Annotated in this window: 17 protein-coding genes; 9 read left to right on the top strand and 8 right to left on the bottom strand. The window is 54.6% G+C overall.

Annotation, left to right across the window (positions count from 1 at the left end):
• Window positions 1–2: 2 nt before the first annotated feature.
• Window positions 3–917 carry a LysR family transcriptional regulator gene (locus G5253_RS04740; protein WP_421202735.1) on the bottom strand — a complete coding sequence of 305 codons (915 nt, stop codon included), beginning with the start codon at window positions 915–917 and terminating at the stop codon, window positions 3–5.
• 132 nt (window positions 918–1,049) lie between these two features.
• The gene (locus G5253_RS04735; protein ID WP_421202734.1) at window positions 1,050–1,805 is read right to left on the bottom strand and encodes a YciK family oxidoreductase; all 756 of its coding nucleotides are present in this window, start codon (window positions 1,803–1,805) and stop codon (window positions 1,050–1,052) included.
• Between the two features lie 222 nt (window positions 1,806–2,027).
• Between G5253_RS04735 and sohB the strand changes: the two genes are divergently transcribed.
• Window positions 2,028–3,035 carry a protease SohB gene (gene sohB / locus G5253_RS04730; RefSeq protein ID WP_421202733.1) on the top strand — a complete coding sequence of 336 codons (1,008 nt, stop codon included), beginning with the start codon at window positions 2,028–2,030 and terminating at the stop codon, window positions 3,033–3,035.
• Window positions 3,036–3,235: 200 nt separating this feature from the next.
• On the top strand, window positions 3,236–4,459 hold the full coding sequence (locus G5253_RS04725; protein ID WP_421202732.1) for an MFS transporter: 1,224 nt from the start codon (window positions 3,236–3,238) through the stop codon (window positions 4,457–4,459).
• 36 nt (window positions 4,460–4,495) lie between these two features.
• On the opposite strand, the gene G5253_RS04720 is transcribed toward G5253_RS04725, so the two are convergent.
• On the bottom strand, window positions 4,496–4,849 hold the full coding sequence (locus tag G5253_RS04720; RefSeq protein WP_005334901.1) for a DsrE/DsrF/TusD sulfur relay family protein: 354 nt from the start codon (window positions 4,847–4,849) through the stop codon (window positions 4,496–4,498).
• Window positions 4,850–5,007: 158 nt separating this feature from the next.
• Here G5253_RS04720 and G5253_RS04715 point away from each other — a divergent pair, with 158 nt between their 5' ends.
• Window positions 5,008–5,403 carry a DUF1090 domain-containing protein gene (locus G5253_RS04715; RefSeq protein ID WP_227342149.1) on the top strand — a complete coding sequence of 132 codons (396 nt, stop codon included), beginning with the start codon at window positions 5,008–5,010 and terminating at the stop codon, window positions 5,401–5,403.
• 168 nt (window positions 5,404–5,571) lie between these two features.
• On the opposite strand, the gene G5253_RS04710 is transcribed toward G5253_RS04715, so the two are convergent.
• The 3 genes from G5253_RS04710 to G5253_RS04700 all read right to left on the bottom strand — a co-directional run bounded on the left by G5253_RS04710 (window position 5,572) and on the right by G5253_RS04700 (window position 8,180).
• The gene (locus G5253_RS04710) at window positions 5,572–5,820 is read right to left on the bottom strand and encodes a YfhL family 4Fe-4S dicluster ferredoxin (RefSeq protein WP_005334896.1); all 249 of its coding nucleotides are present in this window, start codon (window positions 5,818–5,820) and stop codon (window positions 5,572–5,574) included.
• 1 nt (window position 5,821) lies between these two features.
• On the bottom strand, window positions 5,822–7,186 hold the full coding sequence (yegQ, locus tag G5253_RS04705; RefSeq protein ID WP_216953099.1) for a tRNA 5-hydroxyuridine modification protein YegQ: 1,365 nt from the start codon (window positions 7,184–7,186) through the stop codon (window positions 5,822–5,824).
• Window positions 7,187–7,442: 256 nt separating this feature from the next.
• Entirely contained in the window at window positions 7,443–8,180 is a 738-nt protein-coding gene (locus G5253_RS04700; RefSeq protein WP_421202731.1) for an EAL domain-containing protein, read from the bottom strand.
• Between the two features lie 254 nt (window positions 8,181–8,434).
• On the opposite strand from G5253_RS04700, the gene G5253_RS04695 reads away from it, so the two are divergent.
• From G5253_RS04695 to G5253_RS04675, 5 genes are all read left to right on the top strand, one after another.
• Window positions 8,435–9,133: a hypothetical protein gene (locus G5253_RS04695; protein WP_421202730.1), complete on the top strand. Its 699-nt coding sequence runs from the start codon at window positions 8,435–8,437 to the stop codon at window positions 9,131–9,133.
• Between the two features lie 29 nt (window positions 9,134–9,162).
• Window positions 9,163–9,669: a CS1 type fimbrial major subunit gene (locus G5253_RS04690; RefSeq protein WP_421202729.1), complete on the top strand. Its 507-nt coding sequence runs from the start codon at window positions 9,163–9,165 to the stop codon at window positions 9,667–9,669.
• A gap of 160 nt (window positions 9,670–9,829) precedes the next feature.
• Window positions 9,830–11,914 carry a TcfC E-set like domain-containing protein gene (locus tag G5253_RS04685; protein ID WP_421202728.1) on the top strand — a complete coding sequence of 695 codons (2,085 nt, stop codon included), beginning with the start codon at window positions 9,830–9,832 and terminating at the stop codon, window positions 11,912–11,914.
• Window positions 11,911–12,198 (top strand): CS1-pili formation C-terminal domain-containing protein, encoded by a 288-nt coding sequence (locus tag G5253_RS04680; RefSeq protein WP_421202727.1) that lies wholly within the window; start codon window positions 11,911–11,913, stop codon window positions 12,196–12,198. Before G5253_RS04685 ends, G5253_RS04680 begins: the two co-directional genes overlap by 4 nt.
• A 617-nt stretch (window positions 12,199–12,815) precedes the next feature.
• The gene (locus G5253_RS04675; protein WP_421202726.1) at window positions 12,816–13,349 is read left to right on the top strand and encodes a hypothetical protein; all 534 of its coding nucleotides are present in this window, start codon (window positions 12,816–12,818) and stop codon (window positions 13,347–13,349) included.
• Between the two features lie 2 nt (window positions 13,350–13,351).
• Here G5253_RS04675 and G5253_RS04670 read toward each other — a convergent pair whose 3' ends face one another.
• Window positions 13,352–13,990, bottom strand: a complete 639-nt coding sequence (locus tag G5253_RS04670; protein ID WP_421202725.1) for a response regulator — start codon at window positions 13,988–13,990, stop codon at window positions 13,352–13,354.
• Between the two features lie 121 nt (window positions 13,991–14,111).
• Between G5253_RS04670 and G5253_RS04665 the strand changes: the two genes are divergently transcribed.
• Window positions 14,112–17,570: an ATP-binding protein gene (locus G5253_RS04665; protein ID WP_421202724.1), complete on the top strand. Its 3,459-nt coding sequence runs from the start codon at window positions 14,112–14,114 to the stop codon at window positions 17,568–17,570.
• Here the strand turns inward: G5253_RS04665 and G5253_RS04660 are convergent.
• Window positions 17,541–17,834 carry a hypothetical protein gene (locus tag G5253_RS04660; RefSeq protein ID WP_216953101.1) on the bottom strand — a complete coding sequence of 98 codons (294 nt, stop codon included), beginning with the start codon at window positions 17,832–17,834 and terminating at the stop codon, window positions 17,541–17,543. The two genes, G5253_RS04665 and G5253_RS04660, sit on opposite strands and share 30 nt — an antisense overlap.
• Window positions 17,835–18,037: the final 203 nt, after the last annotated feature.

The following is an 18,037-nucleotide window of genomic DNA, read 5'->3' as shown; positions in this document are numbered from 1 at the left end:
TGTTATTTATCGTGCTGGGACTGGGCGTGCGGGAGCGGCGCTGATTCGCCCTGATATTCGTTGCGCAGGCAGCGAAGCAGCAGCTCGGTCGCTGGGCCGAGAGATTCGGGGGAGAGGGTCAGCAGGTAGGTGTAGAGGTGGCGCTCGTTGCCGCTCTCCAGATCCAGCTGTATGAGTGAACCTTCCGCCAGCTCCCGCTCAACCAGATGGCGCGGCAGCCAGGCATAGCCGAGGCCGAGGCGCAGCATGGCGAGCACTTCGTGGTAGTGGGTCGCCCTCCAGCCGGTGTCATCCGCATCGTTCCAGTCCACCGAGCGGTGAATGGGGGGGTGAAGGCTGATCTGGTTGTGGCTGGTCAGCACGTCGCTGCGGATGGGCCCCTCCTCCTGTGCCAGCGGATGGCTGGCGGCGCAGAGGGGCAGCAGGCACACCTCGTCCAGCAACAGGCCGGTGCGATCGCCGGGCAGGTGCTCGGAGAGCATCAGATCCCCCGGTTGCAGGGCGTTGAAGTGGCAGTGAATGCGTTCGTGCAGGTTGACCCGGCAACCCCGGCTGCGGGGATAGAAGCTGGCCAGCGCCCGATAGAGGCGATCCCTTGGTTGCAGCGCCGAGACATAGAGGTTGATCTGCGGCTCCCACTGCCGCTCCAGGTTGTTGGCCAGATTTTCCAGCTCTTCCACCTGCTGGCTCAGCTGACGGGCCCGCTTGAGGAAGATCTCGCCCGCCGGCGTCAGCACCGCCTTGCGGCCGCGCACCTCCAGCAAGGGCACCCCCAGACTCTGCTGCAACTTTGCAACCGCATGATTGAGGGAGGACTGGCTCTTGTTCAGCGCCTCGGCCGCCTGGGCGTAGCCGCCGCAGTCGACCACCGCCTGAAAGATCCGCCATTGCTCAAACGTGCTCTTGGGACGAAACATAGTTCAACCTGATTGGAGATAGGATGGTCAGTGGTTCGAACAGGGAGCCTGTGCTCCCTATTCAATTTAACCCCTGCCGCACAACACTCTGGGTATTTTATTGATTTATTTGGGCTGGGCCACGCAACTTGTTTATTTTGGCTGAGCCACAAAGGTCTGGCCGGTTTTGCCGCTGCTGTCCGACCCCATCAGGTAGAGGTAGAGCGGCATCAGGTCGGCCGGAGTCTTGAGGTTCATGGGATCTTCCGCCGGGAAGGCGCTGGCGCGCATCTTGGTACGGGTACCGCCCGGATTGAGGGTATTGACCCGCACGCCGGTGTTCTCAAGCTCGTCGGCCAGCACTTCCATCATCCCCTCGATGGCAAATTTGGAGATGGCATAGGTGCCCCAGTAGGCGCGCCCCTTGCGTCCCACGCTGGAGGAGGTATAGACGATGGAGGCATCGCCCTGCGCCTTGGCAGTCTGGCGTAAGAGCGGCAGCAGCGCCTGGGTCAGCAGGAATTCCGATTTGACGTTGACCTGCATCACCTCGTCCCACTCCTTCTCCTGAATATGTTCAAACGGAGAGAGGGTGCCAAGCAGACCAGCATTGAACAGCACGCCGTCGAGGCGGCCAAACTGCTGGGCGAAGGTTTCTGCCATGCCGCGGTAGTGGGCGGCGGTGGCCCCTTTCAGATCCACCGGCACGATGGCGGGCAGCGGATAACCGGCCGCTTCAATCTCGTCATACACGGCTTCGAGTTTGGCGCTGGTGCGGCCGAGCAGGATCACGGTGGCACCGTGAGCGGCGTAGGTGAGGGCGGCTTCGCGGCCGATCCCGTCGCCGGCACCGGTGACCAGAATGACTTTATCCTTGAGCAGATCGCGGGGTGCCTGATAATCGAGCATGACAACTCCTGTTAACAAATTCCGGCCATAAGTGCATGGCAATCGGCGCCAAGTGTACTGATCCGCGCGCCTGTTTGACCAGCCAGCGGCAAGAAAAATGTGAAGAAAATAGAGAGGTTGTGATGCTCGGGTTGGTTTTTCCGGGCACTGGCTGCGATTTTTTGCGCGCATTCGCCAAACTCCCTAGAATGTGACGAAAACCGATCCATTCTGGAGTCCATCGTGACATTTCTGACCGAATATGGCCTGTTTCTGGCCAAGACAGTGACCTTCCTGCTGGCCATCGGCGCCATCATCCTGATGATCGTCAGCACTCGCCAGCCGAAAGCGCGCAAGGGGGAGCTGGTGGTGACCGATCTCTCGAGCGAGCTGGAGCTGGGGCAGTTTGCCCTCAAGAGCGCGCTCGTAAGCAAGACCGAACGCAAGGTGCTGGAAAAGCAGCAGAAAGAGGAGCAGAAAAAGCGCGCCAAGGCCGGTGATGAGCGCAGTCGCCTGTTTGTGCTCGATTTCAACGGCAGCATGGATGCCAAAGAGGTGGCCTCCCTGCGCGAGGAGGTGAGCGCGGTGATCGGCGTCGCCCAGCCCGGCGACGAGGTGCTGTTGCGACTCGAATCCGGTGGCGGCGTGGTGCATGGCTATGGCTTGGCCGCTTCCCAGTTGCAGCGGCTGCGCGATCGTGACATCAAGCTCACCGTGGCTATCGACAAGGTGGCGGCGAGCGGCGGCTACATGATGGCCTGCGTGGCGGACAAGATCCTGGCTGCCCCCTTTGCCATCGTCGGCTCCATCGGGGTGATCGCCCAGATGCCGAACTTCAACAAGTTGTTGAAAAAGCACGATATCGAATTCGAGATGCACACTGCCGGTCAGTACAAGCGCACTATCACCATGTTCGGCGAGAACGACGATCTGGGGCGCGAGAAGTTTCGCGAGGAGCTGGCGGCGATCCACGAGCGCTTCAAGGCCTTTGTGGCCGAACACCGCCCGCAACTCGATATCGATCAGGTCACGACCGGCGAGCACTGGCTGGCGAGTCAGGCCAAGGGGCTGGGATTGGTGGATACCCTCTGCACTAGTGATGACTATCTGCTGGCGCAGGCCAGCCACCACAAGGTGATCGGCATCAGCTATCGCAAGCCTAAAAGTCTGACCCAGAAGCTGGGACAGCAGGGTGCTCAGGCGCTGGAAGCCGGACTGGGGCGTCTGTGGCAGCAGAGCCCCTGGCGCTAAGCCTGGCCCTCTGGCGTTAGCCAGAGGGAAATCCCGCGATAAAAAGGCCAGCCGATGCCCATCGGCTGGCCTTTTTGCATCCGGTTGCACCTTGTCGGTGATCGAGTGTTGTTTCCATTGAGGCCCTCTGTTACAACTGAATGCTTTCCCCGTTTATGACAGGATCTTGTGGTAAGAGCTGCGGGGCATGGAGTATCACGATGTTATGGAGCACCTCCAGGCAATTTACCCCGCTGGTCTGGATCGTCATTCTGGGCACCTTTATGGTGCGTACCAGCTACTACATGGTGTGGCCCTTCCTCTCCATTCTGCTCTATCGGGAGTATGACCTTTCGGCCACCTTCATCGGCCTGTTGCTGGGTGGCTCGATGGCCCTCTCTACCCTGGTCAGTTTTTACGGCGGCTGGCTCTCTGATCGCTTCGGGCGGCGCAGCATACTGCTGGCCGGTTGTCTGGTGGCGATGATCTGTTTCGCCCTGCTCGGTTTCTCCCATGCGGTGTTCTGGCTCGGGGTCGGGGTGATGGGCAGCGGCCTCTCGTCGGGACTCATCGATGCCCCCGGCAAGGCGCTGATGGCCGACAGTCTGGCCTCGGCCAAAGCGCGGGAGCTGGCACTGCACCTGCGCTATTTTCTGCTCAACCTGGGAGCCGCGTTGGGGCCGCTACTGGGGGTGACCCTCGGGATCAACGCCCAGCAGGAGACCTTCCTGTTTCTGGTGGTGAGCTATCTGCTGCTGGCGCTGGCCTTTGGCTGGGGCTTTCGCCTGGCTGGCAGCAGTGGCAAGCCGGGTGCGGTTGGCCCCGGACTGCGGGATGCCATCAAGGTGTTGCTGGCGGATCGCGCCTTCCTGTTGCTGGTGATGGCCAATCTCCTGATGGTGCTGGTCTACTCCCAGTTTCACTCGCCGCTGGTGCAATACCTGACCCGGGCCGGTATGCCGCAGGTGGCCGAACTGGTTGCTCTGCTGGTGGCGACCAATGCCCTGACCGTGGTGCTGCTGCAATTTCCGCTGCTGCGGTTGTTGTCACGCTGGCCGGTGCGGGTACGGCTTCATATCGGCATGGCGCTCTTTCTGGCGGCTCAATTGCTCTTTGCGCTGGGGGACTCGATGGTGCGCAGCCACTGGTTTGGCGCCGTGCTGTTGCTCAGCATTGGCGAGACCATCCTCTTCCCCCTGCTCAACGTGCTGATCGACCAGATGGCTCCCGCTCATCTCAAGGGGAGCTACTTTGGTGCCAGCGCACTGGCCGGGTTGGGAGGGGCCGCCGGCGCCCTGCTGGGAGGCTGGATCCTCGAGCAGTGGAGCGGGCAGTTGCTCTATGTGCTGATGGCGCTGCTTTGTGTGGCGATTTTTGCGCTTTATGAAGCCAGCGCCCGACATCATGGTCGGCGAAGTGCCCGACAGGAGTCGGTGGTAGGCTAACCGGGTTGACTTCGCTGCTGGCCAGCCCCTTATGGTTCAGAAGGTCAGCACCTTGTCGGCAGCCAGGGTCCATTGGGCCAGCATCGGCAAGGTGCCGACTTCAATGCCCTCGATCAGCGGCAGGGCGGTGATGCCACGGGCATCGGTGCAGGTCTTGCACAGGCGAATGGTGACGCCCTGGGCCAGCAGGATCTCCAGCATCTGGCGCAGGTTGTATCCCTCGGCCGGTGCCTGACCGGCCAGCGCCGCACTCACCGCATCGGACATCAGGAACAGCTTGAGGCTGGCACCGCCCTGTTCGTTGAGGGCGATAGCGAGACGCAGGGCGTTGAACAGGGATTCGCTGCCATAGGGGGCACCGTTGGCAATGACCACAATTTGTTGATTCATAACAGACTCCCGATTGAAAAGAGCGCTATTGTAGAACCAACAGGGTGGCAATTGCGTGATGTCGCACAACTTCTGTCGCACCTTTTTCCCGCTTGCTTGACCCTGCTGCCGATCAAGGTTTGTATGGTAAGCTCGCAAACAAGACCGGATGAATCGAGATGTGGAAAGTATTGGGAGCCGGCTTGCTGCTGTTGGCGGGTCAGGCCTTTGGCAGTGAGGCGGTCGGTTGCAAGGCCCGTCTGCAGGCCGTCAATGACCAGCTGGTGTTTGCCAAAGCACACAACAATGCCGGGCAGATTGCCGGGCTGGAACAGGCCGCGCGCAATATCAAGGCCAACTGTACCGATGAAGGTCTGCTTAAGGAGCAGAAAGAGCGGGTTAACAAACTGCGTGGCGAGGTGGATGAGCGTCTGCTTGAACTGCAGGAGGCGAGAGTCAGTGGCAAGCCGGACAAGATTGCCGACAAGCAGAGCAAATTGGAGCAGGCACAGACCGACTTGCTGACGGCGCAGCGGGAGCTGGATGAATTGCACCGGTTGGTAAACAAAAAATAGCCATCATGGAGATGAGGGCTGGATCAAAAAAGGCCGGGATTTCCCGGCCTTGTTGCATTTACTGTCGGTGCATCTGTACAAACTTCTTCATCAGCAGCGCTGCGGTTTCATCATATGGACGGGCTCCCGGAGGATGCAGCCTGTGAGTTGTTGATGCTGATACCGAGGTTACTGCCGATGCATCCGCACAAACTTTTCCATCAGCTGATCTTCGGTTTCCACATGAGCGGGATCCCAGATGATGCAGTCGATAGGGCAGACACTGATACAGGTCGGCTTCTCATAGTGACCGACGCACTCGGTGCAGCGACTGGGGTCGATCTCGTAAATCTCCTCACCCAGGCTGATGGCCTGGTTCGGACACTCGGGATCACACATGTCACAGTTGATGCACTTGTCGGTGATGAGCAGTGCCATCTCAGGCGGCCGAGTGGGGCTGACGGGTATCCTGACGCTCACCGAGGTTGCGCAGCAGGATGCCGTAGTTCACGTCCACTTCCTTCGGCACCGGCACATAGACTACGTGGCCGTTGCCCGGTGCGGTGTCGATCAGCTCGCCCTTGCGGTTCTGCATCTGCTCCAGATTGAAGCTGAGGTTGCCCTGCGGGGTCATCAGCTCCAGGCTGTTGCCCACCAGGAACTTGTTCTTTACCTCGACCTCGACCATGTCACCGTTGCGACCGGTGATCTCGCCGACGAACTGCTGGGTGTCGGAGACGGAGTAGCCGTAGTCGTAGTTCTGGTATTCGCTGTGGTTGTGACGGCGCAGGAAGCCCTCGGTATAGCCGCGGTGGGCCAGATTTTCGAGGGTGCCCATCAGGCTGCGGTCGAACGGACGGCCTGCAACCGCATCGTCGATGGCCTTGCGATAGACCTGGGCGGTACGGGCGCAGTAATAGAAAGACTTGGTGCGCCCTTCGATTTTCAGCGAATGGACGCCCATCTTGGTCAGGCGCTCGACATGTTCGACGGCGCGCAGATCCTTGGAGTTCATGATGTAGGTGCCGTGCTCGTCCTCGAACGCGCTCATGTACTCGCCCGGGCGGTTGGACTCCTCCAGCAGCACCAGTGCATCGCTCGGCTTGCCGAGGCCCAGCGTCGGGTCAACTTTCTGCACGGCGATGGGCTCCTGACGGTGGACGATCTGGCCCACATCATCTTCTTTACCTTCGTGAACCTTGTACTCCCAGCGGCAGGAGTTGGTGCAGGTGCCCTGGTTGGGGTCGCGCTTGTTGATATAGCCGGAGAGCAGACAGCGGCCGGAGTAGGCCATGCACAGAGCGCCGTGAACGAAGACTTCCAACTCCATCTCCGGCACCTGCATGCGGATCTCCTCGATTTCGTCCAGCGATAGTTCGCGGGAGAGGATGACCCGAGTCAAGCCCATCTGATGCCAGAACTTCACCGTGGCCCAGTTGACCGCGTTGGCCTGCACCGAGAGGTGAATGGGCATATCAGGAAAAGCTTCGCGCATCATCATGATGAGACCGGGGTCTGACATGATTAGCGCATCCGGCTTCATCTCCACCACCGGACGCATGTCGCGGATAAAGGTCTTGAGCTTGGAGTTGTGGGGCTGGATGTTGGCCACCACATAGAACTGCTTGCCGAGGGCATGAGCCTCGTTGATGCCGAGCTGAAGGTTCTCGTGATCGAATTCGTTGTTACGCACCCGCAGACTGTAACGGGGCTGGCCGGCATAGACTGCATCGGCGCCATAGGCGTAGGCGTAACGCATGTTCTTGAGGGAACCTGCGGGGGAGAGCAATTCTGGTTTAAACATGTCGGACTCTTTATGTCTGATTGCAAATCAGGACAACGCCACCTGATGGCGTCGTAGTGGTTGAGTTGCGGTGCAAGATGCTCTCCGAGAGGATGCTCAATGCAGCGCGACCCGATGACGGCATATCCGGGGTTATCGAAAGAAGATGCGCCGGATATTCGGGGTGCGAGATTGTACTCGCCCCCACGTCATCATGCAATTTGGCAGGAAATTGTTGGCTGCGCGAGCCGATAGGATGCCGAAATGAAACAGCCGCTCAGGCCCAGCGGGAGAGGGGAGATGGCATGGCATGGGCATAACCCTGCTGATAGTCACAGCCGAGCAGGTTGGCTACCTCGATGTGTTGCTGGGTCTCAACTCCCTCGCACACCACCTTGGTGCCGAGCCGCTGCAGGTACTCTACCAGACCGGTGAGCATCCGCAGTGCATGGCTACTCTTGGTCGCTTGCAGCAACAGGGAGCGATCCAGTTTGATGATCTCGTAGGGCAGCGCCAGCACCCGCTGGAAGTTGCACTCCTGGGTGCCAAAGTCATCGCAGACGATATGGGCGCCGTGGCTGCGCAACACTTCAATCAGGGCCAGCTCCTTGTGCTGTAGCGGGGCGTGCTCGAGTACCTCGAACCAGATGTCGAGCCCTACCTTGCGCGCCTGGATCAGTACCAGCAACAACAGGTTCTGGTAGGTGGGGCTGTTCAGAGTCGGGTTGAGGTTGATTGAGAGCAGACTGGTGCTGCTCTGCGCGAGCGTCGGCAGGTCGCGCAGAATCGCTCTGAGCATGACGATGTCCAGATGAAGGGACTCCTCATCGCTGAGGGAGAGAAAGTCGATCCCCTGATAGCGCTGCTGGCGTGGTTCCCAGCGTCTGGCCAGCGCCTCAAAACCGATGAGCTGGTGGTTCCGGTCAACGATCGGCTGATAGAAGGGGATGGCAATATCCGCTGTTGCCAGGGATGCCACGTCACCGACCGGAAACTCTTCTTTGAACGCAAACATGGCGCTTACCTGTTGATAGACATAGGGGCGCATAATACAACAGGGATAGCAGAATGACCTGTAGGAATCATCTGATAATAAGAGTGCGCTTGTAATCAAAATAGGAATTCTCTTATTAACGTAATTTGTGAGCTTCAATAGACTAGATACAGTAATATGCTTTTTTCTTTTCGAAATCGAAGAGTTAAGAATCATGCTGCATTAAAAATTAGTGGAAGACTCATGAAAAAATATGTTCTGCATTCATTATTTTGATGTTCTTTAATAAAGATGTTTTTGCTTCTGCTGAAATAAATATAGGAACTTTGTATGACTATATGAATGGCCAGCAAAGTACCTATTTAAAACGGGTTCGTAATCAGGGCGATAGCACTGCCTTTATTAAGGTGGCAATCCACGAGATCATCTACGATGAGATGGGAAAACCATCAGAGTTGGCTGAGTTGACCGAAGGGCCTCGGCCGCTGATTGCTAGCCCCTCTCGCATGATTATTCCGGCCAATGGCATGCAGGCTACCCGACTATTATATATGGGGGGGGGGCGGGACAAGGAACGTTACTTCAGAATTCGCTTCATTCCTGTTTTGCCAAAACAGGAGGATGGATTTGACTTGGGGGCCAATATAGATTCAGACAGTCAGCAGGCAGTTTCAGCGGGTGTAAATATATTGACTGGCTTTGGCACAATTGTCTTTGTCATGCCTAAAGAAAGTCTATTTGATACCCAATTTATAAAAGAGGATTCCACGACAACAGTCATTAATAAAGGAAATACCACTATAGTGTTGGATTTTTTTGAAGAATGTGATTCACGGGGAAAAAACTGTTCAACGCCAAGCAAGATTCATTTGTTGCCAAACATGTCTAAACAATTAGTCAAAAAAAGTAATCACCTCTATCAGTTTTCATTGATAGAGGGTGATAAGAGCAGAAGCATCGTGATTGGTCACTGATGTTTCATATTCCCAAAAAGGAGAGAGTAATGAAAGTATGGATAGCAGTCCCTTTGGTCATGCTGGTGTCAGCCAATTTGATTGCTGCTGAACGTCTTGAGCATCAGGTTACAGTGACAGCTCAGATCCCGAGTGAGGATTTCTATGTACAGCCGACAGGCGGTGACAACTGGATGAACGTACCGCAGAAGCTGGCTTACAACCCATATACCAAAAAGTTGGACAAGCTTACCAAGCAGTTGGATGTAAAAAGCACAATCGGAGCAATTACCGGTTATTTGACCAATCCGGCCATGATGGCCAGCGGTAATGACAACATCGCATTGACCGTAAAAATTGGTGGGGTCACGTTGGGGACAACATCCGTGGAAGTTATGAAGGCGGATGATGCCAAGACCGGCAAGTTGCTCGGGTTGGAAGTGATCCCGGCGGATGCTCCTGTCGTGGGTTATAAGCCAGGTAACTACCAAGGTGTGGTCAACATGATTTTTGAGTCGGAAGCTCCCAAAGGAGAAGCACCCAAAGGCGGCGTATAAACCGATTGATGGAGGCTCCCTGCATCAAGGGAGCCTTTTTGTCTGTGCTTAGAAGAAGTGGGATAGATACATGCAGTATTTCTCTTTCCTGTTGATCCTGGTTGTGTTTTGCGCACCTGCCTGGGCCACGGGTAGGCATGTTGCACAACCCCTTGATCTGTTGCAACAAGTAGAGGGTTTGCCTGATGGCTTTGCGGATCACTTCTTCGGCGTCCCGCTGGCGGTGCGCATTCTGGTGGATGGGCAGTTGTTGGGGGAAGGCGAGATAGTGCTGGGCAAAGACACCAGCGTACAACTGTTGGCTCTGACCAGCAGCCATGAAAGTGAGCTGGACGAGCGTAGCCGTCAGCGTTGGACCAAGGCGCTGGAGGCATCCCATCTACTGGGCCCATGTCAGAATCCATGCGCTGACGAAGTGCTGGCGCTGGAGTACAGCCTAGAGAACTCCCAGTTGTCGGTGCTGACGGCCGGTGCCGAGAAGGGACAGCCGCAGAACCGTTATTACAATCTGCCCAGTGGGGGCAGCTATGGCGCCCTGTTGCGCCATCAGTTGAACCTGACCCAGGAGGAAGGTGAGCTGCGTAGTGGCCGTTACAACCTAATTGCACAGGGAAGCATAGGCCAATGGACTCCGCTGTTTGAGGGAGAAGTGAGCCGGTCAGGAAATGGGCAGGTGGCGCAGCACCATGTACAGCAACTTTATGCCGAGCATGAAGGAAAGGGGCACTTCTATAGGTTGGGCTACTTCTCGCCTTATGCACAAGGTTTGGTGCGTCAACCTACCCTGTTTGGCGGGGGAACCCCGACCGTGTTGGGTGTCATGCTGGGGGACTCCGACACCCTGTTGATAGAGCAAGGCCAGGCCAGTACCACTCCTGTCTATGTCACCCCGAGCCGGCCCGGCATGGTGGAGATCTATCGGGATGGGCAGCTCATTAACTCGCAGCAGGTGAGTTCGGGGCTGCAGGCACTGGACACCAAGGTGTTGCCTGCTGGGATCTACGAGGTGGAACTGCGTGTGCTGGAAGATGGCCAGATTACCGAACAGCGGCGCGAGATGATCTACAAGCCGATGAACTGGCAAAACCCTGATGAGGCATGGCGTTTCAACCTGTTTGCTGGCCAGCAGACCCGCCTGTTCAGCAACTTGGAAGAGGACACTCCCAGTCCTCTAAGTAGCGGTATCATGCTCAATTATTTGCTCACTCCCTCCGTGATCGTCGGGGCATCCAGCCAGTATATCGACCAGCGCTGGCAGCACGGTCTTTCTGCCGACTGGAGCCTGAATGATCAGTGGCGGCTGTTTGGTAACCTGATGTCGACACAGGAACTTGGAAGCGGCTTCGATCTGCAGGCCTTGTATCACTATGGCGAGGGTAGCTTGGTGCTCAGCCACCAGCAGCAGCACCAGAAAGGGCCAGTTTGGGAGGGGAGTCACGACCTCAAGCAGAGCAATATATCGTTGCAGCAGCGGCTCGACGAGCGACACTTTGCCAACCTCTATTTGGCACATCAGGCGGAGCGTGGGTTGGGGGTTGATCTGGGCTGGCGTTACAACGGCGAGCTACTCGGTCAGACGGTGAGCTGGAACCTGACGGTATTTGACCGGCCAGGTAGCATCAGTACCGATAACGCGAGGGACAGGGGGAGTATGCTCTCTCTAAGCATGAACTTGGGTGGAGAACGTAGTCAATTGGCTGTCGGTATAGGTAGTCGAACCTCCCGTTCCGGCGGGCAAGAGCGTAACGGATCTCTCAGTTACCAGCAGTTACTGGAGTGGGGGGCCCTGCAGAGCGTCGGGGTAAATCTGACAACTGACAGTTATGGCGTCGGCACAGCAGGCTATGCCAGGTTTCAGGGGGATCTGGTCAGTGGTGATGCCTACCTGCTGTCTTTCTCCTATAACCGTACTCTGAGCGGTGGGCTCAATCTTGACAGCACCCTGGCGTTTGGTGATGAGGGCAGTCTGACCATGACCGGCCAATCTCAGGGGTATGAGGCGGGCATGATAGCGGATCTGGAGTCCGATATGCCTGATCTGATCTTGCGTGCCGATGACGATCAGGGTGGTAATTTAAAGTTGCGGCCAGGGCGCAACCTAATACCCGTAGCAGCCTATCGCAGCGGTGCTGTTGAGCTGGATCTGGCTGGCCATGATGCCCCCTCGGTGAGCATTCGCCCCAACGTGTTGCCTTATCACCTCAACAAGGGGGGGGGGTGGCCTATCATCAGGTTCACGTCATGAAGACGGTAACAGTCATTGGTCGTCTGTTGGATGAGAAGGGGGCTCCTTTGAAGGGGGCAATGGTTGTCAATCATGCAGGTAGAACCATGAGTGAAGTGGATGGTTTTTTTGCCGTTGAGATGAGCGCCCGCAATCCAATCTTGAAAATGGAGATAAACGGCATTAGCCAGTGTGAGACTGTTGTCGATGTCCCCACCTTACCAATAAATAGCAGAATACTATTTTTAGGTGATCTAGCCTGTCACAGTTTAGAAACAAAATTGAGTTCAGTTAAATATGATTAAAACATTAATATTTATATTTATATTTATATTTATGATGCCATTTACGATGGCGCATTCCGTCGTTTTGAAGGTCAATGCAGAATACTCACAATCACGGGATAACCCTGGAAAAAATGAATTTAGAATTACAGACCCTTGTATAAAACTACCACTATCTTATTTCTGTGATGATAATGTGTCTAGAGTGGTTGCTGTGGATGCAGATATTGACAAACCAATATTTAGAGGTAGTAATGCATGGGACCGATTTTTTTCCATAGCTTCCCTAGAGAAAAATCTGTCACACTGACTAGTCCCACAGGCAGTAAAGTGAACATGAAATTCTCCTTTACTCATACCGGCTATACTCTAAAAAATGTAGGGGTGGATATTGGTGATGCATATCAGGCGCATCCTAACTCGAACTGTTCCCTAGTTGATCGAGATACCGCGAGTAGCACCAAAACAGTATTTTATTCAATCGCGGCCAACGCTCAAAAAATGGGGGTTCATGTTACACGAAAATATATCCAAACCCAATTAAAAGGATCAATGCGATAATAAGTAAATATTATTTTGGTTATAAACTTTCTGCTGATAACATAGATACTATTCCGAATGGTCGATACCAAGGAAGAGTGACACTTACTGTTGGTTCATCAAACAAAGATCTTGATCTTGGTAATTCGGCATATAGAGCACCATCAATTATCGAAATGGATATATCTTTAGTTGTAAGAAATCAAATGAAAGTAGAGTTTCCTCATGGTAGTAATACAGTTGTCTTGACGCCACCTAAAGGCTGGTGGAATTCCACATTGCCTACAGTATTAAACTCAAGGTTACCTGTGAGAATATCAAGTGATACGCCTTTCTGGATCGGTTTGATGTGCCAGTATACACATGTGGGGGGCGGGCAATGTGAAATAAGAGATCGCTCTGGTAGCCATAGAGTACCAATTGTTATTTCACGTAATAATGCATATGGGAAGTTTATTTTAAGTCCATCCGTGAAAGTGCCATTTAAGAATAGTAAAGAAAGTGCCAATGATTTTTTCTTATTTGAAATAGAACAGTCTAAAGTTGATGAAATGAGGAAGCGACCAGGAGCTACATATAAAGGCATTGTGACATTAATTGTCGATGCAACAATACCTGTTGGTGGTATGTAATATTAAACTAAACCGTTATTTTGTGCATAAAAAAACAGTTCACTATCGCTTTGCAAGCCTAGGCGCATCATGGCGCTCTTTTTCTGTGTACTGATGGTCTTCACACTGCGATTCAAGTGTTCTGCTACCTGGGTGACCGACATGCCACTGGCCAGCAAACGCACTACCTCGCTCTCTTTTGGTGTAAGCGGGGTGAGATCGGTGTGACGAGATATGCCGGCCTCAGTCAGCAGGGTTTTAACAGACTTACCTATATAAGTGTGGCCAAGCAGCACTTGGCGAATGGCTTCTGATAACTCAGTGATAACAGATTTTTTTAATATCAGGCCACTAATCCCACATTGAAGCAGAGCCTGTAATATTGCATTGTTGTGGAGTTGTGTCAGTACAATGATCGCCAAATTGGGATACTCTCTGCGTAATTGCTGTACCATTACGAGGCCATCACTGCGACTATCACCCGGCATGCTGAAATCCGTTATCAGCAAGTCACATGGCTGTTGCCTTAATAAAATATACAAATCAGAAACCCTATATGCCTCTGCTACGACATCACAGCGTGGGGTTATTTTTTTAATCAGGCTACGGATACCAGCTAAAATCAATGGATGATCATCGGAAAGTATAATCCTAAAGGTCATAAGTGAGTCTCTCTTGATGCGATTAGTAAAATTAAGGCTATCAAAGCTGACATTGATATACTACCGTGCGATCCCTGTTTTTTATATGCATACACTGATTTGTAAAAATATGTAAACCACTATGTCGATATGTTGCTCAATAAAGTCATTGCTCAGTCAAATTACCATTATTGTTGGATTTTCTTTATTCTTTACCCCTGTGTTACAGGCTTCTGAGCCGCCTGAGGTTGCCACTATTGAAGTCGGTATATTAGCAGGAGGATGGGCTCCATTTCAGCGATGGGATGGTAAGGTTGCCGCTGGATTCAGCGTGGAATTAATGGAGCAATTAGCTAAAAAACTGGATTACCGGATTGCCTGGCATGCCTACCCTGACTGGGATGCCATGTATGCGGATATTTGCCGTGGCAAGATTGATCTCTTGCTCGATGCTTTTAATGCTGGGGGACGCCCATGTGTCACCTACAGTTTGCCCTATTACACCTCACCGACCGTGGTAGTTGTGCGTCAGGACAGCGCCCTCTTTCGCGACGTGAGCCGGTTACAGTCTGCGAGCATTGCCATCGAAAAGGGCTTTATGACCGAGACGCTGGTCAAGCTGCACTATCCGAAGGTCACACCGCGGCTCTTCGTAGATACTCGCAGCGCACTGCAGGCGGTGGAGCAAGGGCGAGCGGATGCCTATATCGGCAATCTGTATGTAGCCAACCTGTTTATCAAACGTCACCCTGCGCTGGCGGTTGTTGCACAGTCTCCCCTGTTGATGGAGACCCTTCATCTTGCTGTTGCCAGCCAGAATCAAACGCTTTCTACCCAGCTTAATACTGCCATTCAGGCGTTGACGGTCGAGACCCGCAGCGAGCTTGAGAAGCGCTGGTTGGGGGAGAACCTGGTCCCCAACTTTATGGGGCACAGTAATTTTTTGCTGCGCCCTGATGAGCGAGCATGGTTGTCGGCTTTGCCACCATTGAAGTTGGGGTTGAGTCCCAATTGGATGCCTTTTTACTATCGTGACAGGGATGGCAATCTGGTTGGAATGGTAGTTGACTATCTGGCGCTGCTGCAAGAGAAGCTTGGCTTGGCTTACAGCAGGGTTCCGATTCAGAGCTGGCCTGATCTTCAACAACAGTTGCTGCATCATGATGTCGATCTTGTTGTGCTGCCAACCCGCATCATCGACAGGTTGATGGGTTGGCATGCCAGCCAGCCTTTCGCATCATTTCCCATGGTATTGGTGACGGCAAGCGGTACGCCCACCATAGGAGATATCACGGACCTGACAGGCAAGCGACTGCTATTGACCGACGGCATGTTAATTCCACAGATCAAGGCGCTGTTGCCGGATGTGACGATTAAGGTGACAAGCAACGCCAGTGAAGGGTTGGCGGCAGTTGCGGCTGGTGAGGGGGATGCCTATATCGGCAACCTGGTGGTAGTCTCGCGACTCATTGCGGATCAGTTTGAAGACCAGCTTAATATTGCGGCTCCTTCGCCCTTCAAGGATGAGCTGGTGGTAGCGGTACGTGAGCCCTATACCCCTCTCTTGCCTTTGGTCAATCGGGTGCTGGCCAGCATGAGCGACAAGGAGCGACGGCAGATCCGCAATACTTGGTTGGCATTGAACTACAGCGAGGGGGTGTCATGGCAGCAACTGATGCGCACACTTATCCCGCTGGGGTCGGGTATAACCCTCTTTATACTGGTTATCTGCATTGCGTATTGGCGCCTTCGTCAGGAAATTACCAGGCGCCGGCAGGTGGAGCTGGCACTGGCCAGAGCGAAAGAGCGGGCGGAATCGGCGGCGACCATGAAAGGGGAGTTTCTGGCCACCATGAGCCACGAAATTCGCACCCCCATGAATGGTATCGTCGGCATGGCGGAGCAGCTCACCTTCACCGAGCTGACTCAGGATAAGCGCCAGATGGTCGAGATCATCAACCGCGGTGCCCTGGGACTGCATGCACTGATCGACAATGTGCTCGACTATGCCAAGCTGGAGGCAGGCAAGATGCAGCTCGAGCAAACCCCGTTTCTCCTCCGTGAGCTGATCGACAGTGTGTTGACCATGACGGTGAGCGAGATACACCGCAAGGGGTTGCGCGTCTACTTGTGGGCTGATGCCGGTGTTGCGGCCCGGGTAAGCGGCGATGAGCTGCGTTTGCGTCAGATCCTCTTCAACTTTGTCAGCAATGCCATCAAATTTACCGAGCGGGGCTTTATCGAGATTTCGGTGCAACTGCTGGCACAGGGGGAGGGACAACAGCAATTGCGCTTCGGTGTGCGCGACAGTGGCATCGGCATGACACCCGAAGCGCGTGACCGGATCTTTAATGCCTTTGAGCAGGCGGAGAGCTCTACCACCCGCAGTTATGGTGGTACTGGCTTGGGGCTGAGTATCTGCCAGACCCTGGCCACCTTGATGGGGGGCGAGATCCGGCTGGAGAGTGCCCCGGGGCTCGGCACTTTTATCACCTTGACAGTCACGTTGCCTGTTCTGGTAAAGCGAGAGCCGGATCTCCGTCTCAATGGCCTGCAAGCCAGCATTGAACTGCATGACGATAAGCTGTGTCACACCCTGTTACTGCATCTTGACGCGCTGGGAGTCACGCGAACGTCGCCCCCTGATAATGCTCAGTTGCGTTTCAGTGACCATGACCTGGCGGCTGAGGGCGTTATCCGGGTGCTGCCGCTGGCAACCCCTCTTGGCTATCGCAGTGATGAGAAGGGTTACATTCTCAACAGCAATCCCATGACCTGGCATGCAGTGCGGGAAGTCTGCTATCGCCAGATGGTCTTGAGCGATGAGACCGCCTCACAATTGATGCCCAATAGCGCTGCGCGTGGGTCCATGCTGCCCTGTCGGATACTGCTGGTGGAAGATAATCCCCTTAACCAGCAGCTGGTGATACGCCAGCTCGGGCAGCTCAAGCTGAACTGCGAACTGGCTGAGCACGGCCAGCAAGCCCTCGAGATGGTCGCGCAGTATCCCTATGATCTGGTGCTCTGTGACTGTCAGATGCCGGTGATGGATGGCTATGAGTTCACGCGCAGGGTACGGGCTGGGGAGGATAAGAAGCGCTTGCTGATCATTGCCATGACGGCCAATGTCATGCCTGAGCAGGCTGAACGCTGCTTTGCCGCCGGCATGGATGATTTGCTGGGCAAGCCGGTGCTGCTGGATGGTTTGCGTCAGATGCTGCAAAAGTGGCGTATCCTGCCATCGCCATCCTTGATTGATGTCGCGGCCATGGAGGCATTTTTTGGCCAAGGTGACAAGTTACGGCAGATGTTTCCGCTATTTCGCCAGGAGCTTGAGCAAGCGATGGTGCAGCAGCCACAGGATGACAAGGCACTGGCGAATTGGGGGCATCGTCAGGCGGGGACCATCAGCATGATGATGGCGCCGCAGCTGGCTGAAGAGGCATGGCGACTGGAAGAGAAGATCCGCCAGCTCGGGTCCTCATCTTGTGCTGATGAGCTGACCGGATTTCGTGCCCAATTACAGCAAATCATCGGGGAGCTGAGGGGGTTAAGCGAACGGTATGAAGAGTCAGTTGTTGTCGAGGGAGAACTGAAATAAGGGGAACTGCTCACTCATAAAATCGCGGGGTGTATGGCCATTACCAGCCCCAGCCAGCCACTCCCAGTCCAGTCTTGGCGAGCCCGCTTTAAAGCGCTGGTAGGCCACTCCCTTGTGAACCGTCAGAAAAAGAGTCGTGGGGAGTCCCAGCTTGTTGCTGTAGCGCACCATCAGATCGCCCTGATAGTCGTTGCTGATTCTGATTTTGAGTGCCTGCAGTGTCAGACCTGTTGCGTGGCCATGCTCATCCCAGACTTCAAACATGATGTGAACACTCTGATGTTGATGATGCCACGATGAGCAAGGTGGGATGCAATTGCAACTGTCAAATCTGACAAGGGCGGAAAGTGTTAGTGGGCAAGAAAGCGAAAACCCGGCGCAAGGCCGGGCTTTCTGAATGATGGTGGAGGGAGAAGGATTCGAACCTTCGAAGGCAGAGCCGTCAGATTTACAGTCTGATCCCTTTG

It is taken from the genome of Aeromonas sp. 602658, assembly GCF_049173005.1.
Taxonomy (GTDB): Bacteria; Pseudomonadota; Gammaproteobacteria; order Enterobacterales; family Aeromonadaceae; genus Aeromonas; species Aeromonas veronii_A.
Note: the sequence above shows the minus strand (reverse complement) of the source record. Positions and strands in the feature narration are given on the sequence as shown.